Annotated in this window: 12 protein-coding genes; 4 read left to right on the top strand and 8 right to left on the bottom strand. The window is 31.8% G+C overall.

The features are described from left to right. Positions 1-51 precede the first annotated feature (51 nt). Positions 52-1848: an SGNH/GDSL hydrolase family protein gene (locus ACH5TW_RS10615; protein ID WP_439336477.1), complete on the top strand. Its 1797-nt coding sequence runs from the start codon at positions 52-54 to the stop codon at positions 1846-1848. Between the two features lie 3 nt (positions 1849-1851). On the opposite strand, the gene ACH5TW_RS10610 is transcribed toward ACH5TW_RS10615, so the two are convergent. The 3 genes from ACH5TW_RS10610 to ACH5TW_RS10600 are packed head-to-tail and all read right to left on the bottom strand — an operon-like array spanning position 1852 to position 4160. Beyond that, positions 1852-2211, bottom strand: a complete 360-nt coding sequence (locus tag ACH5TW_RS10610; RefSeq protein WP_439336476.1) for a hypothetical protein — start codon at positions 2209-2211, stop codon at positions 1852-1854. Then, positions 2211-2360 carry a DUF5989 family protein gene (locus ACH5TW_RS10605; protein ID WP_439336475.1) on the bottom strand — a complete coding sequence of 50 codons (150 nt, stop codon included), beginning with the start codon at positions 2358-2360 and terminating at the stop codon, positions 2211-2213. The genes ACH5TW_RS10610 and ACH5TW_RS10605 overlap by 1 nt, the downstream gene beginning before the upstream one ends. Beyond that, positions 2361-4160 (bottom strand): carbamoyltransferase family protein, encoded by a 1800-nt coding sequence (locus ACH5TW_RS10600; protein WP_439336474.1) that lies wholly within the window; start codon positions 4158-4160, stop codon positions 2361-2363. Between the two features lie 314 nt (positions 4161-4474). Here ACH5TW_RS10600 and ACH5TW_RS10595 point away from each other — a divergent pair, with 314 nt between their 5' ends. The 3 genes from ACH5TW_RS10595 to ACH5TW_RS10585 all read left to right on the top strand — a co-directional run bounded on the left by ACH5TW_RS10595 (position 4475) and on the right by ACH5TW_RS10585 (position 12926). Next, a complete protein-coding gene (locus tag ACH5TW_RS10595) occupies positions 4475-7588 on the top strand; it encodes a SusC/RagA family TonB-linked outer membrane protein (protein ID WP_439336473.1) in 3114 nt (1037 codons plus the stop codon). A gap of 10 nt (positions 7589-7598) precedes the next feature. After that, complete coding sequence (locus ACH5TW_RS10590; protein WP_439336472.1) at positions 7599-9527, top strand: RagB/SusD family nutrient uptake outer membrane protein; 1929 nt, start codon at positions 7599-7601, stop codon at positions 9525-9527. Positions 9528-9632: 105 nt separating this feature from the next. Further along, on the top strand, positions 9633-12926 hold the full coding sequence (locus ACH5TW_RS10585; RefSeq protein ID WP_439336471.1) for a VCBS repeat-containing protein: 3294 nt from the start codon (positions 9633-9635) through the stop codon (positions 12924-12926). Here the strand turns inward: ACH5TW_RS10585 and ACH5TW_RS10580 are convergent. From ACH5TW_RS10580 to ACH5TW_RS10560, 5 genes are all read right to left on the bottom strand, one after another. Continuing rightward, on the bottom strand, positions 12923-15199 hold the full coding sequence (locus ACH5TW_RS10580) for a CRTAC1 family protein (RefSeq protein WP_439336470.1): 2277 nt from the start codon (positions 15197-15199) through the stop codon (positions 12923-12925). The genes ACH5TW_RS10585 and ACH5TW_RS10580 overlap by 4 nt on opposite strands. Before the next feature lie 63 nt (positions 15200-15262). Then, positions 15263-16288: a glycoside hydrolase family 43 protein gene (locus ACH5TW_RS10575; RefSeq protein WP_439336469.1), complete on the bottom strand. Its 1026-nt coding sequence runs from the start codon at positions 16286-16288 to the stop codon at positions 15263-15265. 12 nt (positions 16289-16300) lie between these two features. Further along, positions 16301-17755, bottom strand: a complete 1455-nt coding sequence (locus ACH5TW_RS10570; RefSeq protein WP_439336468.1) for an MFS transporter — start codon at positions 17753-17755, stop codon at positions 16301-16303. 16 nt (positions 17756-17771) lie between these two features. Continuing rightward, entirely contained in the window at positions 17772-18902 is a 1131-nt protein-coding gene (locus ACH5TW_RS10565) for an endo-1,4-beta-xylanase (protein WP_439336467.1), read from the bottom strand. A 7-nt stretch (positions 18903-18909) separates the two neighbouring features. After that, on the bottom strand, positions 18910-20025 hold the full coding sequence (locus tag ACH5TW_RS10560) for an endo-1,4-beta-xylanase (protein WP_439336466.1): 1116 nt from the start codon (positions 20023-20025) through the stop codon (positions 18910-18912). Position 20026 lies beyond the last annotated feature (1 nt).

Genomic DNA, 20026 nt, shown 5'->3' with positions numbered 1-20026 from the left:
AAAACACATACTAATATATTATACATTAGTAACGAATTAAAATATGTCATTTTGAAAAAGAAAAACGTATTTAAAATTATTAGTATTTCGCTACCATTTCTACTTATATTAATGATAGAGTTAATATTGAGGCTGAGTGGTTATGGTGAAAACTATCAGCTTTTCAAAACACTAAAAATTAAAGATAGGCCAGAATACCTCGTCATGAATTCTGAAGTATCTAAAAAATATTTCAATAACGAAGGTTTTAATTCAGATAATCAATCTGATATTTTTCTTAAGACTAAAACAGATAGTACATTTAGAGTTTTTGTTCAAGGCGCTTCTACTGTCGTTGGATTTCCTTATTATCGTGGAGGCTCTTTTCCGCGGATGCTTAAACATAGATTATCTCAAACATTTCCTAATAAAAATATTGAAATAATAAACACTGGTATAACTGCAGTTAACTCATATACCTTATGGGACTTAACTGATGAAATAATAGAACAAAAACCAGATTTAGTGCTCTTTTATGCAGGACATAATGAATATTATGGAGCATTAGGAGTGGGTTCATCTAGTTCTATTGGCAGCCATCCAATAATAGTTAGATCATATCTTTTTCTTAAAAAATTCCGTTTTTTTCAGTTATTAGATAATAGCTATTCTAAAATCTTTAGTAAAAAAACAAAAACTCCTAAAGTTGGTGAAACAAATTTAATGGAGGTTATGGCGAAGGAACAACGTATACCTTACAATTCAGAGGTTTACGAAGCAGGAATTAACCAGTTTGAAAATAACTTAGATAAGATATTAAACACCTATAAAAAATATAATATTCCAGTCATTATTTCGACCATAGTATCAAACGAAAAAGACATAAAACCTTTTATAAGTGATAGCATAAATAATGAAAAAAAGTTTTTAAAAAATTTAGAAGAAAATAATATTGAAGCAAATAAAGTAGCCAAGAATAATGCTTTAGCAGCATATAAACTAGGAAGACATTATCTTAAAAAAAACCAAGATACTGCTAAGAAGCATTTACACATAGCTAAAGAACTAGATTATCTTAGGTTTAGGGCTCCAGAACGGATAAATGATGTCATCTCTAATTTATCTAAAAAACATAATTTCCCTCTGATAGATATGAAAAAAGCTTTTATATCTCATTCACCTGATGATATTATAGGAAATGAGTTGCTCACTGAACACTTACACCCCAATATAGAAGGTTATTTTATTATGGCAGATGCCTTTTATAATAAAATTAAAGAATTAAATTATTTAAAGAATTGGAGTAATTACATTCCATATAGTGAAGCTTTCGAAGATATCCCAACAACAGATATTGACTCTATTAAAGGAAAACTTATTATAGCTGATCTGAAAAAATCTTGGCCATATGTTATGAATATGTCAGGTTCACTTCCTAAATCAACTTATTATGATATTACAAACCCAACTTACGAGGAAAAAAAAGCCATGTCTATATACATGAATCAACCTCAATGGAAAAATGTAATGATTGAAGCTTATGAAACTTATAAACGCACAAAGAAATATAGTAAAGCGCTACGTATTGCACAATCTTTAATTTTTGAATATCCAGAGCAAGCAGATGGATATCTTGAGGCTGGCACAATATGCTTAAAAATGGAAGATCCAAAACGTGCTGTTTATTATTTTATTAAATACAATCAATTAGATAAAACAAGTGCTTCAGCTAAACAATTAGCAAAAGTTTACATGACTTTAAATAAACTTAATTTGGCACAAAAAACTATTTTCGAAGCAAAAAAGAGTGGATTAAAAGATACAGATCTTGACAATCTTCTTCAAAATATAACCGATAGAATAAATTAAAATTTACCAAGGGTTTTTAATATCCTTATCAGTGTACAAATGATTTCGTTTAATAAAATGAGAATTATTTTCTTCTTTTTTTAATATTTGATTCTTTCCAAATAAACGCTGAAAAAAAGATAAAGTGCACAGAAATAAATAAAAGATAATGAACATGATTATATAGTTCATTACAATTCCTAAATATTCAGAAAAAGTAAACCAGACCTTAGCTATTAAGGTTGTTGTTTTTTTAGAAATAAATGATATCGCTAATAAGCCAATTGATAAATAGATTAACCAACTAACCTCAAACCATAAGCAACCAATAAGCGATGCTAGGGCTAGAATAATAATGGTTTCTAAAGACTTTTCCCAGTTCATTAAAATAAAGAGTAAATAAATGGTGCTAATGCAGAACCACTAGTTAAAAATATTAGTATACCAAAAAGCAAGAAAATAATAATTAATGGCATGAGCCACCATTTTTTTCTTTCTTTTAAAAAGAGTAAAAATTCCTTTAAAAATTCCATTTATTTTTCAATTAAATAATTTTCTAAAACCAAAACATCCATCCCAGATTTCATAAAACATAAATAAGCATCCTCTGGAGTATTTACTATTGGTTCATCTTTCACGTTAAAACTAGTATTAATAAGAACACCAATTCCTGTATTTTTTTTATAAGCTTGAATCAAACACCATAATGCAGGATTTACTTCTCTTTTCACCACTTGAACTCTAGCTGAAAAATCAATATGAGTTATAGCTGGTAAATCAGACTTTATAAATTTACGCTTTTCATTTAAACTATAAGTTTCAAAATCTACTGGTAATTTTCTTCTTAAAGATTCCTTTACCTTACTTGTAAATAGCATATAATAAGAATGTTTCCCATATTCGAAATAATCATAATAGTCTTCTTCACAAACCATTGGAGCAAATGGTCTAAAACCTTCTCTAAATTTAATTTTCATATTTAAGGTATATTGCATTTCTGGATCTGTAGGATCAGCAATTATACTTCTATTTCCTAAAGCTCTAGGCCCAAATTCTGTTCTGCCTCTGTACCAACCAACAACCTTATTATCGGATATAGTTTGGGCTGTTGCTTTAGTTAACTCATCTATACTTTCAAAATGCTTGAATTTACATTTATATTTTCGCAACAGTCTTTCAATATCCTCATTAGAGGATTTAGATCCTAAATAAATATTAAATGCTTTTTTTAATCCATTAAAGTTTAAATCTTGATGTATATGAGCAGAAGCTAATGCTGCTCCTAAAGCACCTCCCGAATCCCCTGCTGCAGGTTGCACATATATATCTTTAAAAATGTTTTGTTCAAACAATATTGAGTTTGCTACACAGTTTAAAGCTACACCACCAGATAAACATAAATAATCTTCCTTTGTCGTATCCTTTATATATGTAATTAGTTTGATAAGAACTTCTTCGGTAACCTTTTGTGCAGCAAATGCTAAATCTGCATGTACTTGTTCTAATTTTTCTTCAGGTAACTTTTTCTTTATTTCAAATAAGGCTTCCCATTTTTTAAGATTCACCATACGTAAGCCAACAGCATATTCAAAATAATCCATATTCAATTTTAAAGACCCATCTGGTTTAATATCAATTAGCTTGTCTTTTATTATTTCAATAAAATGTGACACTCTTTTTGAGTTTTTATTTCCATAAGGAGCAAGACCCATCATTTTATATTCGCCAGAATTAACTTTAAAACCTAAAAAATAAGTGAATGAAGAATAAAATAATCCTAATGAATTTGGAAAATGAAGTTCGCCTAATACCTTAATCCCTTCTTTGCCAGATGCTATTCCATAAGATGTAGTAGTCCATTCGCCAACACCATCAATTGTTAAGTAAGCACTCCTATTATATGGAGATGTGTAAAACGCACTAGCAGCATGAGAAAGATGATGCTCTGGAAAATTAATAGGTATTCTAATTGTTTTAGATTTACTTAACTCAGAAATTCTTTTGTTTATAAACTGCTTAATAAACAATTTTTCCTTTAACCAAACCGGCATAGCCTTAGCAAATGATTTAAAACCTTTTGGAGCGAATGCATAATAAGTTTCTAATAATCTTTCAAATTTTAAAAATGGTTTATCATAAAAAGATATAAGATCTATATCTTCAATTTTATATCCAGATTCGTAGAGGCAGTATTCAATTGCCTGTATTGGAAATGAAGCATCATTTTTTATTCTTGAGAATCGCTCTTCTTGTGCAGCATATAAAACTTTACCGTTATCAATAATTGATGCAGCAGAGTCATGATAGTAAGCAGAAATTCCGAGAATTTTCATATATATAAATGTAAGATATAATTTATTTAAACTTCAATAATTGTTTTTCTTATAAAATCAAAAAGAAACAAAGAAAATCAAAAATAAAACAATCGGTTGTTTTTTTTAACGCAATCGGTTGTTTTTTTTATATATTTTTATATATTTGGATCAGTATAATATATTTTAGAGATAATATGCAATATAATGCGTCAAAACACAATCGATTGCGTCATATAGATGTCTTAACTTACAAATAAGCAAAAAATTATTTCGAAAAAGATAATACTAAAAATAATTAATAAAAAACCAATTAATTTTCTAAACTAAATTTTATGACAAATTTTTTACTTTTGAAAAACAAAAACATCAGTAAACTAGGGTATCTAGTTTTAATGTTTCTGTTTAGCGCAGGTATGACTGCACAAGTATCAGTTTCTGGAACAGTTTCAGATGCTGATGGACCTGTACCAGGTGTGAATGTAATTTTAAAAGGCTCTAACACTGGAGCAACTACAGATTTTGATGGTAATTACACCATTAAAAACGTATCATCAACTGGCACTTTAGTTTTTAGCTATATAGGCTATAAAACAAAAGAAGTTTCTATTAACAATCAACAAACTATTAACGTAACACTTGAAACTGACACAGCTACTTTAGATGAAGTTGTTGTAATTGGTTATGGTACACAAAGAAAAGAATCTGTAACAGGTTCTGTGGTTTCCATTAAAGGAGAAGATCTAGCTGAAATTCAAACAGCAAACTTTCAACAAGCACTTCAAGGACGAGCTGCTGGTGTACAAATAACCACAACCGGTTCTAGACCAGGAGATGCTCCACAAATTCGTATTCGTGGTACGCGTTCTCTAACTGGAGATAATGATCCTTTAATTGTACTTAATGGTATTCCGTTTTCTGGAGGTTTAAATGATATTAACATGAATGACATTGCAAGTCTAGATGTATTAAAAGATGCATCAGCAACAGCCATTTACGGTTCTAGAGGCGCAAATGGTGTTATTCTAATAACAACAAAAACTGGTAAAAAAGGCCAAAAAGCAAGATTTACATATAATACTTATTACGCTACTAAACAAGTATTTGCTAAGTTTCCTATGATGAATTCAGCACAGGTAACACAATTACGTGCAGATGTTGCATCTATTAATGGTGGCACTCCAATATATGGAATAGGAGGCGATGAAGACTTGGCAAACGATACTGATTGGCAAGACTTACTATATGGATCTGGTCTTCAAACAAGTCACGATATTAGTATTCAAGGAGGTTCTGAAAGAGGATCATACAACATTGGTATGGGGTATTTTAAAGAAACTTCTGTTATTCCTGGTGATGATTTCCAAAGATATTCTTTAAGAGCTCAGGTTGATCAAGAAATTGGTGCTTTCCGTTTTGGATTAAACTCAGTAATGAATTTTAATAAACAAAGCCGTATTATGGGTGTTGGTGGCGCCTTATCTGCATCACCACTATTAAGTCCATTTAATGCTGATGGAACCATTAATACCCCTGTTCGTCTACAAACTGAAGCTGATGACAACTGGATTCCTACCAGATACGAAATTAACCAAGTTGGAGCAGGTAGAGTAAACGATCAGTTAGATTTTGGTTCATATAATAATATATATGCAGAAGTTAAAATTCCTGGGGTTGAAGGTTTAAAAGCAAGGGTTAATGTTGGTTTAAATATTCGAACAAGTAGAGATGGTAATTTTACAGGTAGAGGTATTTTTAATTATAATCTTAACAACCCTTCAAATGCAAGCTACGGTAGTTCAATAACACGAGATTATGTTATTGAAAACCAATTACTGTTTGACAGAACATTTGCCGATAAGCATCAGGTAAATTTTGTAGGATTATTCTCGTCTCAAAATACTGAATATGACAATGTTAATCTTAATGTACAAAATGTACCAAACGAACAATTCTTATTTTATAACTTAGATTCATCGCTTGCTGAAGATATTACTAGATATGGTACAAATTATGAAGCTACTGGATTACTATCTTATATGGCTAGAGCCATGTATCAATATGACAACCGTTATATGATTACGGCAACAGTGCGTTCTGATGGATCATCTAGGCTAGCAGCAGGCAACAAATGGGTTACATATCCTGCAATGTCTGTAGGATGGAACATAGGTAATGAAGCCTTTATGGAAGATGTAAAATTTGTAAATAGTTTAAAACTACGTGCAGGTTATGGAGAAACATCAAACCAAGCTATAGATCCTTATACAACCAGAGGTAGATTAGGTACTAGAAACTATAACTTTGGTAGCACCTTTGCTACAGGTTATTATGTAGACAAAGCGCCTAACCCAACTTTAGGATGGGAATTTTCAGAAACTTATAACTATGGTTTAGATTTTACGTTATTTAATAATCGCTTATCTGGTACTGCAGAATACTATGTTACAAATACCAACGATATTCTTTATAACCAACCACTACCCGCTTCTTCTGGTTTAAGTAATGTAACTACCAATATTGGTGCAACCGAAAACAAAGGTTTTGAACTATCACTTAATGGTACTATTATAGATAATCCAGATGGCTTAACTTGGGATGCTGGTATTAATCTTTATACCAATAAGAATAAAATTGTTGCCTTATCAAGTGGAGAAGAACAAAATGTAGGACAACTTTGGTTTGTAGGGTCTCCTGTTAATGTAATATATGATCAGAAAAGAATAGGGCTTTGGAATACAACTGATGCAGATTATCAATATCTACAAGATTTTGAACCAGGAGGTAATGCTGGTATGATTAAGGTACAATACACCGGAGATTTTAACCCTGATGGATCACCAACTAGGGCTATAAATGCTGACGATAGAATTATACAAGATCCAACACCAGATTTTCAAGGTGGTTTTAACACGCGTTTTGCATATAAAAACTTCGATTTAAGTATGGTAGGTACTTTTCAAAAAGGAGGTATTGTTGTAAGTACATTGTACAGTAGTCACGGATACCTTAACTTACTTACTGGTAGAAGAAATAACGTGGATGTAGATTACTGGACACCAACTAATACTGGTGCAAAATATCCAGCTCCAGGAGGAATTCAAAGTGGTGATAATCAAAAATATGCTAATACTTTAGGTTATTTTGATGGTTCATTCCTTAAAGTTCGTGCAATAACTTTAGGCTATAACTTTGACCAAGGTTTAATAGAAAAATTAGGTATTCAAAAGCTTCGTATTTATGCAACGGCTCAAAACCCATTTGTATTCTTCTCAGATTTCCATAAAGAATCAGGAATGGATCATGAGACAAATTCTGGAGTCAACTCGAACGGAAGTCGTCAAAACGTAGCTGTAAACACTAGTAATATATCAGATGGAATTGCAACTATTGGTTCTAACGCTCCAACTACACGCAATTACATGATAGGGTTAAACTTAACATTCTAAAAATATTATTATGATAAAAAAATTGAAATATAAAATAACAACTACTGCAATAATTGCATTAGCTCTGATAACAGGTTTTTCTTGTACAGAAGATATTCTTCAAGAAACGCCAAGGAGTACTTTTACTCCAGATTTTTTCCAAACTGAACTTGGTGTTCAAGGCGGGTTAACGTATTTGTATCAAAATTTAAGAAACCTATACGGGCAACCATACCACTTTAATTCACTAGAGACTGGAACAGATGAATATACCTATGCACAAAGTGCTGATAATAATTTTAAAGGAGCAGATTTATCTGGTGTAGGTCAAATACTATCAGACTTTTACCCAACAGGTATAGTTTGGAGTACTGTTTTTCCTGCTATAAACACTGCTAGTGGAATTATTGAAAATGCTGCTACTGTTGGTCTAGATCCTTCAATTGTAGCTGAAGCAAACTATCACCGTGCTTTTAATTACTTCTTGTTAGTAAAAACTTATGGTGGTGCACCATTAGATTTAGGAGCAGGAGAATTAGTATTTAACACGTCAGCAATTAGTACTTCGGTTCGTAATTCAGTAGCTGAAGTATATACCAAAGCTATATTTCCAGATTTAAATACTGCTATCAACGATTTACCAGACAATCCAAGATTAACAGGTACAGTAACGAAAAATGTTGCTAGATTGACTTTAGCGAAAGCTTATTTAACTTATGCTTGGTGGTTAGAAAACCCAAATAATATCCCTACATATCCTGAAGTTGCAAGGACAGATCCTGATGGACAAAATGCAGCGTATTATTTTCAACAAGCATACAATATATCTGCTACAGCTATTGACAATCCAGGACCTTATGCTTTACAAGAATATTTTTATGATGTACATTTAGCTTCTAATGACCGTCATAGTGAAATGATGCTTTATGCCGATCGTACTGAAGAAAGCCAGATTTATAATGGCGCAAGTTTAGGTTGGAGTGGTACAGGCGGTAGTGCTAATACAGCTGCTTGGATGGTAACATCTAACTACACGTCTATTCGAGTTGATGGTGTAGCGGCAGTACAACGTGAAGCTGTACAAAGTTTAGGGCGTCCATGGACACGTATGGCTCCTACAATTAATGTGTTTGAAGAAACATTTGCAGATAAAGCTATAGATGCTCGTTACGATGCTACATTTGTAACTAGTTATAGAGGAAACTGGGATGTTGCTGGTGTTCCAGATCCAACAATAACTGGTGCCAATGGCTTAGACATTGCTCCTGGAGAGGCCGTTATGACATTCTTAGATGATTATGATGCGACTGTAGATTATAGTGTAAATGGAGGAAACCTAGGTGGTGGACAAATTGCTGGAAGATCTGATTATGTTATAAACCCAAATGAAATAAACAGAAGATTTTATCCTGGTTTATGGAAAATAGGAACATATCGTACAGATAGTGAAGGTGGATTAGGCTCTCCTAATGGAGCAATTACGCGTCCTTTCCCAATCGCTAAATTCTCTGAATTCTATCTTGTAGCTGCAGAAGCAGCTGTTAAAGGAGCAACTCCTCAAGGAGGAAAAAGTGCTAGAGAGTTAGTTAATGTGCTTCGTGCTCGTGCTGGTAAATGGCGTTTTGATAATGGAGAACAACAAGAACGTATAGAAGACAATAGCGCTGCTCTTATTGCTGCAACACCTGCAACAATAGATATAGATTATATTTTAGCAGAACGTTCTCGTGAGTTTTTTGGTGAAGGTTATAGATGGTATGATTTAGTTCGTACTCAAAAATGGGCTGAAGTAGCTGCTAATTATGAAATTGCTGGTAATGATGCTACAGACCATAGTCCAGTTGAAGTTACAAGAACTATTGAAAACTATCACTATTTAAGACCGATACCGCAAAGTCAATTAGACCAATTAGATATGTCTGATGCAGAAAAAGAAACTTATCAAAATCCAGGTTATTAATAACATTTCATATTTTTAGTTTGTTTTAGTTTTAGTGCTGCCCTAACAAAAAAGGGCAGCACTTTTTATATAAAGTTAGTTCCTTATCTTTAAATTATTTTTAACATGAAGAATACATTTAAAATAAAAAGTTTAATACTCCTTTCTGTATTACTATTTACTTGTAAAAAAGAAGTTTTAATAAAAGAAACTACTGCCAATTCTCTTTTTACATTGGTTTCAAGCAAAGAATCGAACATACATTTTAAAAATATAGTAAAAGAAACTACAGATTTTAATGTTCTAAACTATTATTACGCTTATAACGGAGGCGGCGTTGCCATTGGAGATATAAATAATGATGGCTTAGATGATGTGTATTTAACATCTAATCAGCAATCAAATAAACTATACATAAACAAAGGTAATTTTAAATTTGAAGACATTACAAATAAAGCTAAGGTAAGTGATTTAAAAGGCTGGACAACTGGTGTTAATATGATTGATATTAATAATGACGGTTGGTTAGATATTTACGTATGCAAATCAGCTTCTGTATATAATGAAAGCCTTAGACGAAACAAACTTTACATCAATCAAAAAGATGGAACTTTTATTGATGAGGCAAAAAAATGGGGCTTAGATAATAATGGTCTTTCCATTCAATCATACTTTTTCGACTACGATAAAGATGGTGATTTAGATATGTTTTTAGTAAATCATAGAAATGATTTCTTCGATTCAGTAAACCTTCAGAAAATTAAAAGAGAAGATGTTATTGGAAAATTCTATTTAGAAACATCCGACCATCTTTTTAGAAATGATGGAGGTGTTTTTAAAGATGTCACTCACAGTGCTGGGATATTAAATAAAGAATTTAGTTTAAGTGCTTCTATTGGTGATTTTAACAATGATGGATGGTTAGATATTTTTGTAGCTAACGATTTTATTACGCCAGACAAATTATACATTAATAAGAAAAACGGAACATTTATAAACCAAGCAAATGAAAGGCTAATGCATACGTCTTACAGTAGTATGGGATCTGATTTTGCCGATATAAATAACGATTTCTTGCCAGATTTACTCGTTTTAGACATGTCTGCAGAAGATCATCGTAGAGGGAAACAGAATATGCCAAGTATGAATACTAGTGGTTTTTGGGACATTGTTGATGCAGGCTACAATTATACCTATATGTCTAACATGCTCAACCTAAACAAAGGCAACGGCATGTTTAGCGATGTAGCACAACTATCAGGAATATCTAAAACAGATTGGAGTTGGACTCCTCTTATTGCAGATTTTGATAATGATGGCTTTAAAGATATTTTTATAACTAATGGGATTAAAAGAGAGATTGCTAACCAAGATTTTGGAAATTTTCTAGACACTGAGCAAGACTCTATAAACAAAATGTCCATGTCCCAAATTTTAAATACTATGCCTTCTGATAAACTTCAAAATTATGCTTTTAAAAATAATGGCGATTTATCATTTAGCAAAGTAATAAACGGATGGGGCCTAAATAAGGCTTTTAATTCAAACGGGGCTGCTTATGCAGATTTAGATAATGATGGTGATCTTGATTTAGTTATTAATAACCTAGACGATGAAGCTAGTTTATATGAAAATAATTCCATAAATAATTATATAAATATTAAACTTGTTGGTAATGAAAAAAATAGAAACGCTATTGGTTCGAAAATAAAAATTTATACCGATAGCACACAACAATACCAGGAAATGTTTCTTTCTAGAGGTTACCAATCTTCAGTCTCACCACAATTAAATTTTGGAATTGGACATGAAGCATTAATTAAACGTATTGAAGTAGTTTGGACTAACGGAAAAACATCTGTAGTAGAAAATGTTAGAGCCAATCAAACCCTAACATTAAATCAAAATGATGCTTCAGCTAAAGGAAAAACTAAAAACAAATCACTTAAAAATTTCTCAAAAATAAATCCTAAAACTTTAGGATTTAAATTTAAACATGCCGAAAATGAATTCAACGATTTTTCACGTCAAGTCCTTTTACCACAAAAACAATCGCAACAAGGACCTGCATTTACTATAGCAGATGTTAATAATGATGGATTGGAAGACATCTTTTTAGGAGGCGGTTTTAATCAATCGGCTGAATTATATATTCAAAATTCAAATGGTCAATTTAATAATAAAAAGCAAATAGCTTTTGAAAAAGATAAAAGCTATGAAGATAATGGTGCTCATTTTTTTGATGCAGATAGTGATGGAGACCTGGACCTTTATGTAGCAAGCGGTGGTTATGAATTAAAAGAAAAAAGTGTATTATTACAAGACCGTCTTTATATAAATGATGGGAATGGCAATTTTAAAAAATCAAACACATTGCCAAAAATTACCAGTAGCGCTAAAGCTGTAATATCTCTAGATTTTGATAACGATGGCGATTTAGACTTAGCAATTGGTGGACGTGTAGTTCCAGGCAAATATCCATTAACACCAAAATCGTATCTATTAGAAAATGTTAACGGTCGGTTTTTAGATGTAACGAACAAGATAGCTCCAGAATTTTCAGAAATTGGAATGATTAACGATATGATATTATCTGATTATGATAGCGATGGAGATAAAGACTTAATAATCGTTGGCGAATGGATGCCTATCACCATTTTTGATAATGTAGAAGGTAAACTACAGAAAAAAAACATTGAAGCTTTCGAAGATACAGAAGGTTGGTGGAATACCATTAGTGCCATTGATTTTGATAATGATGGCGATTTGGATTATTTCGCAGGAAATTTAGGTGGTAATAATAAATTTCATCCTTCAAAGAAAAGACCACTTCATATTTACGGAAATAACTTTGACGATGATGGAAACTACGATATGATTTTGAGTAAACTCTATAATGGAAATTTAGTTCCTGTAAGAGGAAAAGAATGCTCAACTAGTCAAAACCCTTTTGTTAGTGAAAAAATTAAGACTTATAAAGAATTTGCTAATTCCACATTAGTCGATATTTATGGAGATACTATGCTAGAAAATTCTTTTCATAAAGAAGTTTATGAGTTTAAATCCGTTTATATTGAAAATAAAGGTGATGGTAAATTTGAAGTAAACCATTTACCAAATACAGCTCAATTAGGACCAACAATGTCTTTTGAATTCACAGATATTAACAATGATGGCCATATAGATGTAGTTGGTGTTGGTGCCATTCATGAAGCTGAAGTAGAAACCGTTCGTTATGATGGTAATGCAGGTTATGTTTTATTAGGAGATTCGAAAGGCAGTTTAAAAACATACAACGACATTAGTTTTTATAATAATTTAAATGCAAAAGGGATGAGGTTGATAACAATTAAGAAAGAACCTTATTTAGTTATTGCAAACAATAATGGGCCATTAACTATTTTTAAAATTAAAAATTAATGGTTGTGATGAAGTGTTTTGCTTTTGAAAGACACTTTATTTAAATCGAGTTCTTTGATAGGCTCTCCTTCAATAATTTTAATAGTACGATTTATTGGTACGTTATTATAAACATTGGTCGGTTTAGAATAATGAGGCCATTTTATTTCTATTCTTTTTATACTGGAAGCTTTCCCTAAACCTATTTCGGCCATAATACTATTACCTCCAAAACTTGCTCCAGTCCCTACAGAATGATAAATATGGCGCTCTTTACCATTTTCTTCAATGGTTAGAATAATTTTAGCACCAATTGCAGATCGATTACTCTGTTTGCCTTCTAAAATAATATTTATCCAACTATTTTTATTCCCTAAAGGATTTTCAAAAAGTAAATTTCTAAAAACATCGCCTTCTAATGCGCCACCCATAACGGCATAAATATCTTGGTCTCCATCCAAATCTAAATCGCCAAAACCTATACCATGCCCTTTTTGTATATGTCCAAAACCCCCAGTATATGTAACATCTTCAAATTTTTCACCATTTATATTATGATACATTCGGTTAGGTACAATAGAAAAATAATCTGGATCTCCTGTTGCAAGATAAAAATCTAAAAAGCCATCATTATCTAAGTCACCAAAATTACAACCCATTGTTGCAATAGGCTCTGTTAAATTGACGCTTAAAGACACTTCTTTAAATGTCCCATCGCCATTATTTTGATACAGAAAAGGTCTATTATCATGATTATTCCCTTTTATATTTTGCATCATTAATTGTGCTGGCAATTTTTCAACGGTAGAATATCCAGAAACAAATATATCTTCCAGTCCATCATTATTATAATCAAAAATCCAAGTTGGAAAGCTTGCTATTGGTTGAGATACACCTGATTCTTTTTCGGATCTTTTAAAAGAAGGCTTTCCTTTTTCACTAGTCGTGTTTATATATAAAGTATTTAACCCTGAATAGTTAGATAAATAAAGATCTGGGTATAAGTCATTATTAACGTCACCACTTGCAATACCCTTAAAGTAGCCCATAGCAGTAATTCCAGATTCTTTAGCTAAGTCTTTAAACGTTCCATCTGTTTGATTTATATATAATTCGCATAGACTTTGTTTGTTTTGAGACCATTCGTTGGCTATAAATAAATCAACCCAACCATCTAAGTTTACATCTGTCCAAACGGCTGTTTGTGTTGGGTTAAGCGAATAAACACCAGCTTCCATAGTAACATCTGTAAAAGTACCATCACCATTATTTCGCATTAATGAATTAGGAATACCACCATTATTGGACAACCAAGCGCCTCGTAATATTATAAAATCTAAATGTCCATCATTATTATAATCGGCATGCCTCAAGTTTAATCCTCCTGTAACGCCATTTAAACCTGCATCTTTTGTTTTATCTGTAAAACTTCCATTTTTATCATTTTGAAAATACTTAATCTGATCTTCGAACCCCCAAGAAGACGCTATAATATCTAAATAGCCATCACCATTAAAGTCATCGATACAAGTGCCTCCAGACTTTTGGTTTTCATCTACTCCTAAGTTCATTGCAATATCTTTAAAACGTGGAAATGCTGCTGAGCTAGAAAAGTAAGCTTCGGGAATCCTAAATTTTAAAGGAACTTTGTCTGGATATTGACCAATGGTCATACTTGCAATATTAAGTAGGTATTGGCAATCTAGATCGTCTGGGTTTTCTATTAATAACTGATTAAGTAAGTCTATTGCTTTTTCTGCGCCTTCTTTTAAAACATGTTGTGCTTTTAGACTTATTGGAATTATACAAGATTCCTCATTATGATTTGCAATACAATTATCTTGCTCTGCTTTACGCATATAAGCAATTGCTAACTGCTTTTTAATAGTATAAATAACCTCAGCCTTAGATTTTAAATCTTTCGTTTGAATTATTTGTAATACTTCATTAAAAGTTAAAATAGCCGCTTCGGTTTTACCTGCATTAAGTAATTCTATAGCATATGTAAAAAGTAAACTTAAGCGGTTATTACCGCTTAAGTTTTGAAGGTGGTTTTCTAAAAGTTCAACTTTTTTGTTATTTAAAATATATGGAGCGTTTTCTACATCAATAAGTGAAACAGCTTGTTTTACAGATTGAATCATCTTAAGTGTTGATTGATCTGGCTCTCCTTTTTTATGTTTATGTATTATTTGATGATTTTCATCTGAAACTTTAGTCTTTTTTTCATCAGAACAACTAAAAATAGATAAACTTAATAACAATAAAATAGTATTTTTTAAAATAGAATACATATTCAAAAAAATGAAATTAATTATAAATATATTTAGAATACTTTTAAAAAAACAATATTCAAATTAAGACATCTTACTATAAGGGTTTAATGTATTTATAGTACCATCATCATTATAGGTTATTTCAGCAACTTTTACCGAACGCAAATGCGTAACACCTTCAGATAAACTAGAGTCATGATAAAACAAATACCACTTCCCTTCTACTTCACAAATAGAATGATGCGATGTCCAACCAACAACAGGATTTAAAATTCTTCCTGTATACGTAAATGGTCCATAAGGACTGTCTCCAATGGCGTAACAAATAAAATGAGTATCGCCTGTTGAATAAGAGAAATAGTATTTCCCTTTATATTTATGCAACCAAGACGCTTCAAAAAAGCGACGGTCATTATCTCCTTCTAGTAACAATTTGCCATTTTCATCTAAAATCTGAACTTCTTTTACGTCTTCAGAAAACTCTAATAAATCATCTGCTAATTTAGCAACCAAAGGTAGCAATGCAGGTTCTTCTGGCTTAGGTAACTCATTATCTTCATTAAATATATTATTTCTATATTTTTGAAGTTGACCTCCCCAAAGTCCTCCAAAATACATGTAGTAACTACCATCTTCATCTTCAAAAACAGCAGGATCTATACTATAACTTCCTTTGATGGCTTTAGGTTGTGCAACAAAAGGACCAATTGGAGAATCTCCTACAGCTACCCCAATTTGAAAAAACCCTTCTTTGTTTCTGGCTGGAAAAAACAAGTAATATTTCCCTCCCTTATGTGCCGCATCTGGAGCCCACATTTGTCTTTCTGCCCATGCTACGTCTTTTACATGTAAGGCAACGCCATTATCTACAGCATCACTCTCAATAGAGTCCATAGAAATAACATGATAATCTTCCATACCAAAATGGTCGCCATTATCATTAAAAGGGATTCCTGCATCAATATCGTGCGATGGATAAATATAAATCTTACCATTAAAAACATGAGCAGACGGATCTGCAGTATACATATGTGTAACTAATGGTTGAGAAATAGCTTTATTATTTAATTCATTAAAATCAATTTCTTCAATACTATCTTCTGGCATAATTATATTCTTTTAATTTCTTCTTTCTTTTAAATCACTTTCTATTTGTACTTCCATTTTCTTATTAATTTCATAAAGAAATAACAAGCCTACACATATTAAAAATGGAATTGCAGGATATATACTTACTAACATTTTTGTTCCCTGAATAGCTGTATCTGGTTGTGTAATTACTTCTCCAGCAATTGCAGCCTCTTTTGTTACATATCCATATAAGCCTAGAATCCAAGTTAACAAAGCGCTTCCTATGCTTAAACCGCCTTTTAAACCCACCATCATTGCAGAAAAAATAATGGCCGTAGCTCTACGGTTATTTTTCCATTCAGAATAATCCGCCACATCCGCAATCATAGCCCATAATAAGGGTATAGTAAGACCATAGAAAAAACCATGTAATATTTGTGAAACAAAGATTAATTCTACAGATTCGGTAGAGAAAAAATAAAAGGCTATAATAAACAACGTTGAAATAAATAGAGCCACTCTAAAAACATCTCTTTTTCCGTACTTGTCTGCATATTTTTTTGAAAGTGTTATACCAACAATCATAAAAATAATACCTCCTGCGTTAAATAATCCAAATCCAGCTGATACAGGGTTTTCTCCAAAGAAATTAATTCCAATAGATGACAGGAAATCTAAAATAGGTTGAATAAAATGTGTTAATTTTTCTTCACTAACATAATTCTCGAAGTAATAAACATACGAGCCTCCTTTCATAGCAAGTGTTACAAAAACTAATGTTGTAACAATAAGAATAATAACCCATGGTTTGTTTTTAAATAAATCGCCTAAATCTTCTTTAATACTCGATTTTTGTTCTGGTGTTGGTACAATACGCTCTTTTGTAGTTAAAAATGTAATAATTAACATAACAGTGCCTATAATAGCTAACCATGTCATTACAATTTCAATACCTACAGCTTTATCTCCACCTCCAGCAGATTCAATAATTGGCAACATAAATACTTGCACAAAAAATTGTGCAAACATTACGGCTACAAAACGATAAGATGATAAACTATTTCTATCTGCCATATCGCCTGTAATTACACCACTTAAAGCAGAATACGGTAAATTATTAGCCGCATATAATAGTAATAATAAAGTGTATGTTACTACAGCATAAATTACTTTTCCTTTATACTCAAAATCAGGTGTACTAAAAGCTAATAATGCAATAACTCCAAGAGGAATGGCTGTCCATAAAATCCAAGGTCTAAACTTTCCCCATTTAGAATTGGTTCTATCTGCAATGGCTCCTATTATTGGATTAAACCCAAATGCAGCAATAAGACCAACGGTTAACATAATTGCAGAAGCATGATTTGCTTCAAGTCCATAAATATCTGTATAAAAATATGCCAGATAGGTCATTAAGGTTTGGAAAACCAAATTTGCAGCGAGATCGCCTAAGCTATATCCAATTTTTTCTTTTATGGATAGTTTTTGAGAAGTTGAATTCATATGTCCTTGTATATATCTAGTTAGTTGGTTCTTTTTTTAATGACAAAATACTATCATATGCTTTTTTGGTTTTTAACTGTCTGTCAAAAACCATTGGATAATTTGTACGCCCTTCAATAGGCCAGTCATTTAACCAAGTATCTTTATCGCTTAACCCCCAAAAAGTCACTCTACTAATCTTATCTTGATGTTTTAAAAACAATTTAAAAATATCTTGATAACGTTTTGTGAATTTAGTTTGAATGGAGTCTGGAACACTTTTGGTATAAGGGTTCATTTTTTCACTGTTTTCAAACTTTTGACTTATTTCGGCTCCTACCAAATCCCATGGACTAGGCAGTAAATTAATGTCGAGTTCAGTAATGGCAACTTTTACTCCAAGATCTGCATATGCTAAAATACTTTCTTCAATAACTTCTATCGATGGAGAATCTAAACTCCAATGTCCTTGCATACCAATACCATCTACTTTTATTCCTTTATCAAGAATACGTTTTACCATCTTTATAGCACCGTTTCTTTTATCAGTACTTGTCATATTATAATCGTTATAATATAAATCTGTATTTGGATCTGCTTCTGATGCCAATTTAAAAGCTTGAGCCAAATAATCTTCACCATAAGTATCTAAAAAAACAGACTTTCTTAAAGTACCATCTTCATTTAATGCTTCATTTACAACATCCCAAGAATTTATTTTTCCTTTAAATCTACTCACAATGGTCTTTATATGGTTTTCCATAGTAGAACTCATTTCTGTACTATCTTTTATTGCTTTAAACCATGGCGCTAATTGGCTATGCCAGATTAAGGTGTGACCATGTATAAACATATCGTTCTTTTTTCCAAAGGCTACATATTTATCGGTTAGTATAAAATCGAATGTATCCTTTTTGGGATGGATAAACATGGACTTCATAATATTTTCGGCAGTAATACTGTTGAATTCCTTTGAAATTAATGCAGTTTCTAAAGAATCTTGTTCTTCTATTTGGCTTTCATTTATAGCAACTCCTATATAGAAATTTTCTTTAAACTCATTTTTTAAAGAAACAACTTTTACAGGTTTTACTTCATCAACTTTTTTACAGCTTATTACTAATAGTAGTATAGCTATAACAACTAAAAAGGGTTTTGTTTTTTTCATTTTTTATTTAATTAGTTAAACCATCTAAGAAACCAAATATTGCCGGTTTATAATTGTATCCTGAATCGAATAATAATGGCCATTCTTTTGGGTTATCGTAAAAATCTAGCAACCAACTATCGGTGTCTCTCATGCCCCAAAAGGTAATTCCAAATTGTTGAGCCTCTGGAATGGTTTTATATATGATTGCCATTTGTTTGTATCTTTCTTTTTGAGCATTTGATCTTTCTGTTGTGAGACGCGTTAAAACTTTATCTTTATTCACAGTCATATCTACTTCAGAAAAATGAATTAAAAGCCCTGTATTAGCTAGTTTAGTTACATTCGATTTTAAGGATTGTAACCCAGGATACTGATAATCTATATGCATTTGCATGCCAATACCATCAATGGGTACTGAATTTGCTTTAAAATCATTAACCATATTTATAACTTTACCTGCTTTAGAGCTATCGCTACCTAAGTTATAATCGTTATAAAACAACTTCACTTTGTCGTCGGCTTCACGTGCCCATTTAAAACATTTTTCAACATAATCAGGTCCAATTCTTTTATGAAAAGGAGCAGCTTCTGCATCTGAAGTAAATGCTTCGTTAACAACATCCCAACTTTCTAAAACAGGAGTTCCATCGGCAAAAGTTGCTTCAGCAAAATGAGAAACTGCAGCTTTAATATATGCTTCTATGTGCGCTTCAAACTCAGCATCAGTGCCCCCGAAATTTTCTAACCAATCTGGAATAGCATATGAAGGATGCCAAATTAATGTATGCCCATGAACCCGTAATCCGTTTGCTTTTGCATACGTAACAATAGCATCTCCAGAACTCCAATCATAATTATTTGGGCCTTTAAAAAACTTATACATTTTCATGTCATTACCAGCAGTAATACTATTAAATTCTTTGTTTAACAAGGTTCTAAAATAATTATTACTACTAGATGCTAGAGTACTTTCAGAAACAGTATTTCCTATTGGGAAATTTGCAGCTTCCTTTAATGTTATTGTAGGCATAGGAGCTGGAGTAGGTTCAGGTGTACTGATAGTATCATCGTCTTCTGATTTACTACAACTCATAAAAGCCAGTAAAACAATCAGTGTTATATATTTTAATATTTCACTCATT

It is taken from the genome of Thalassobellus sediminis (genome assembly GCF_044386045.1).
GTDB lineage: Bacteria > Bacteroidota > Bacteroidia > Flavobacteriales > Flavobacteriaceae > Thalassobellus > Thalassobellus sediminis.
Note: the sequence above shows the minus strand (reverse complement) of the source record. Positions and strands in the feature narration are given on the sequence as shown.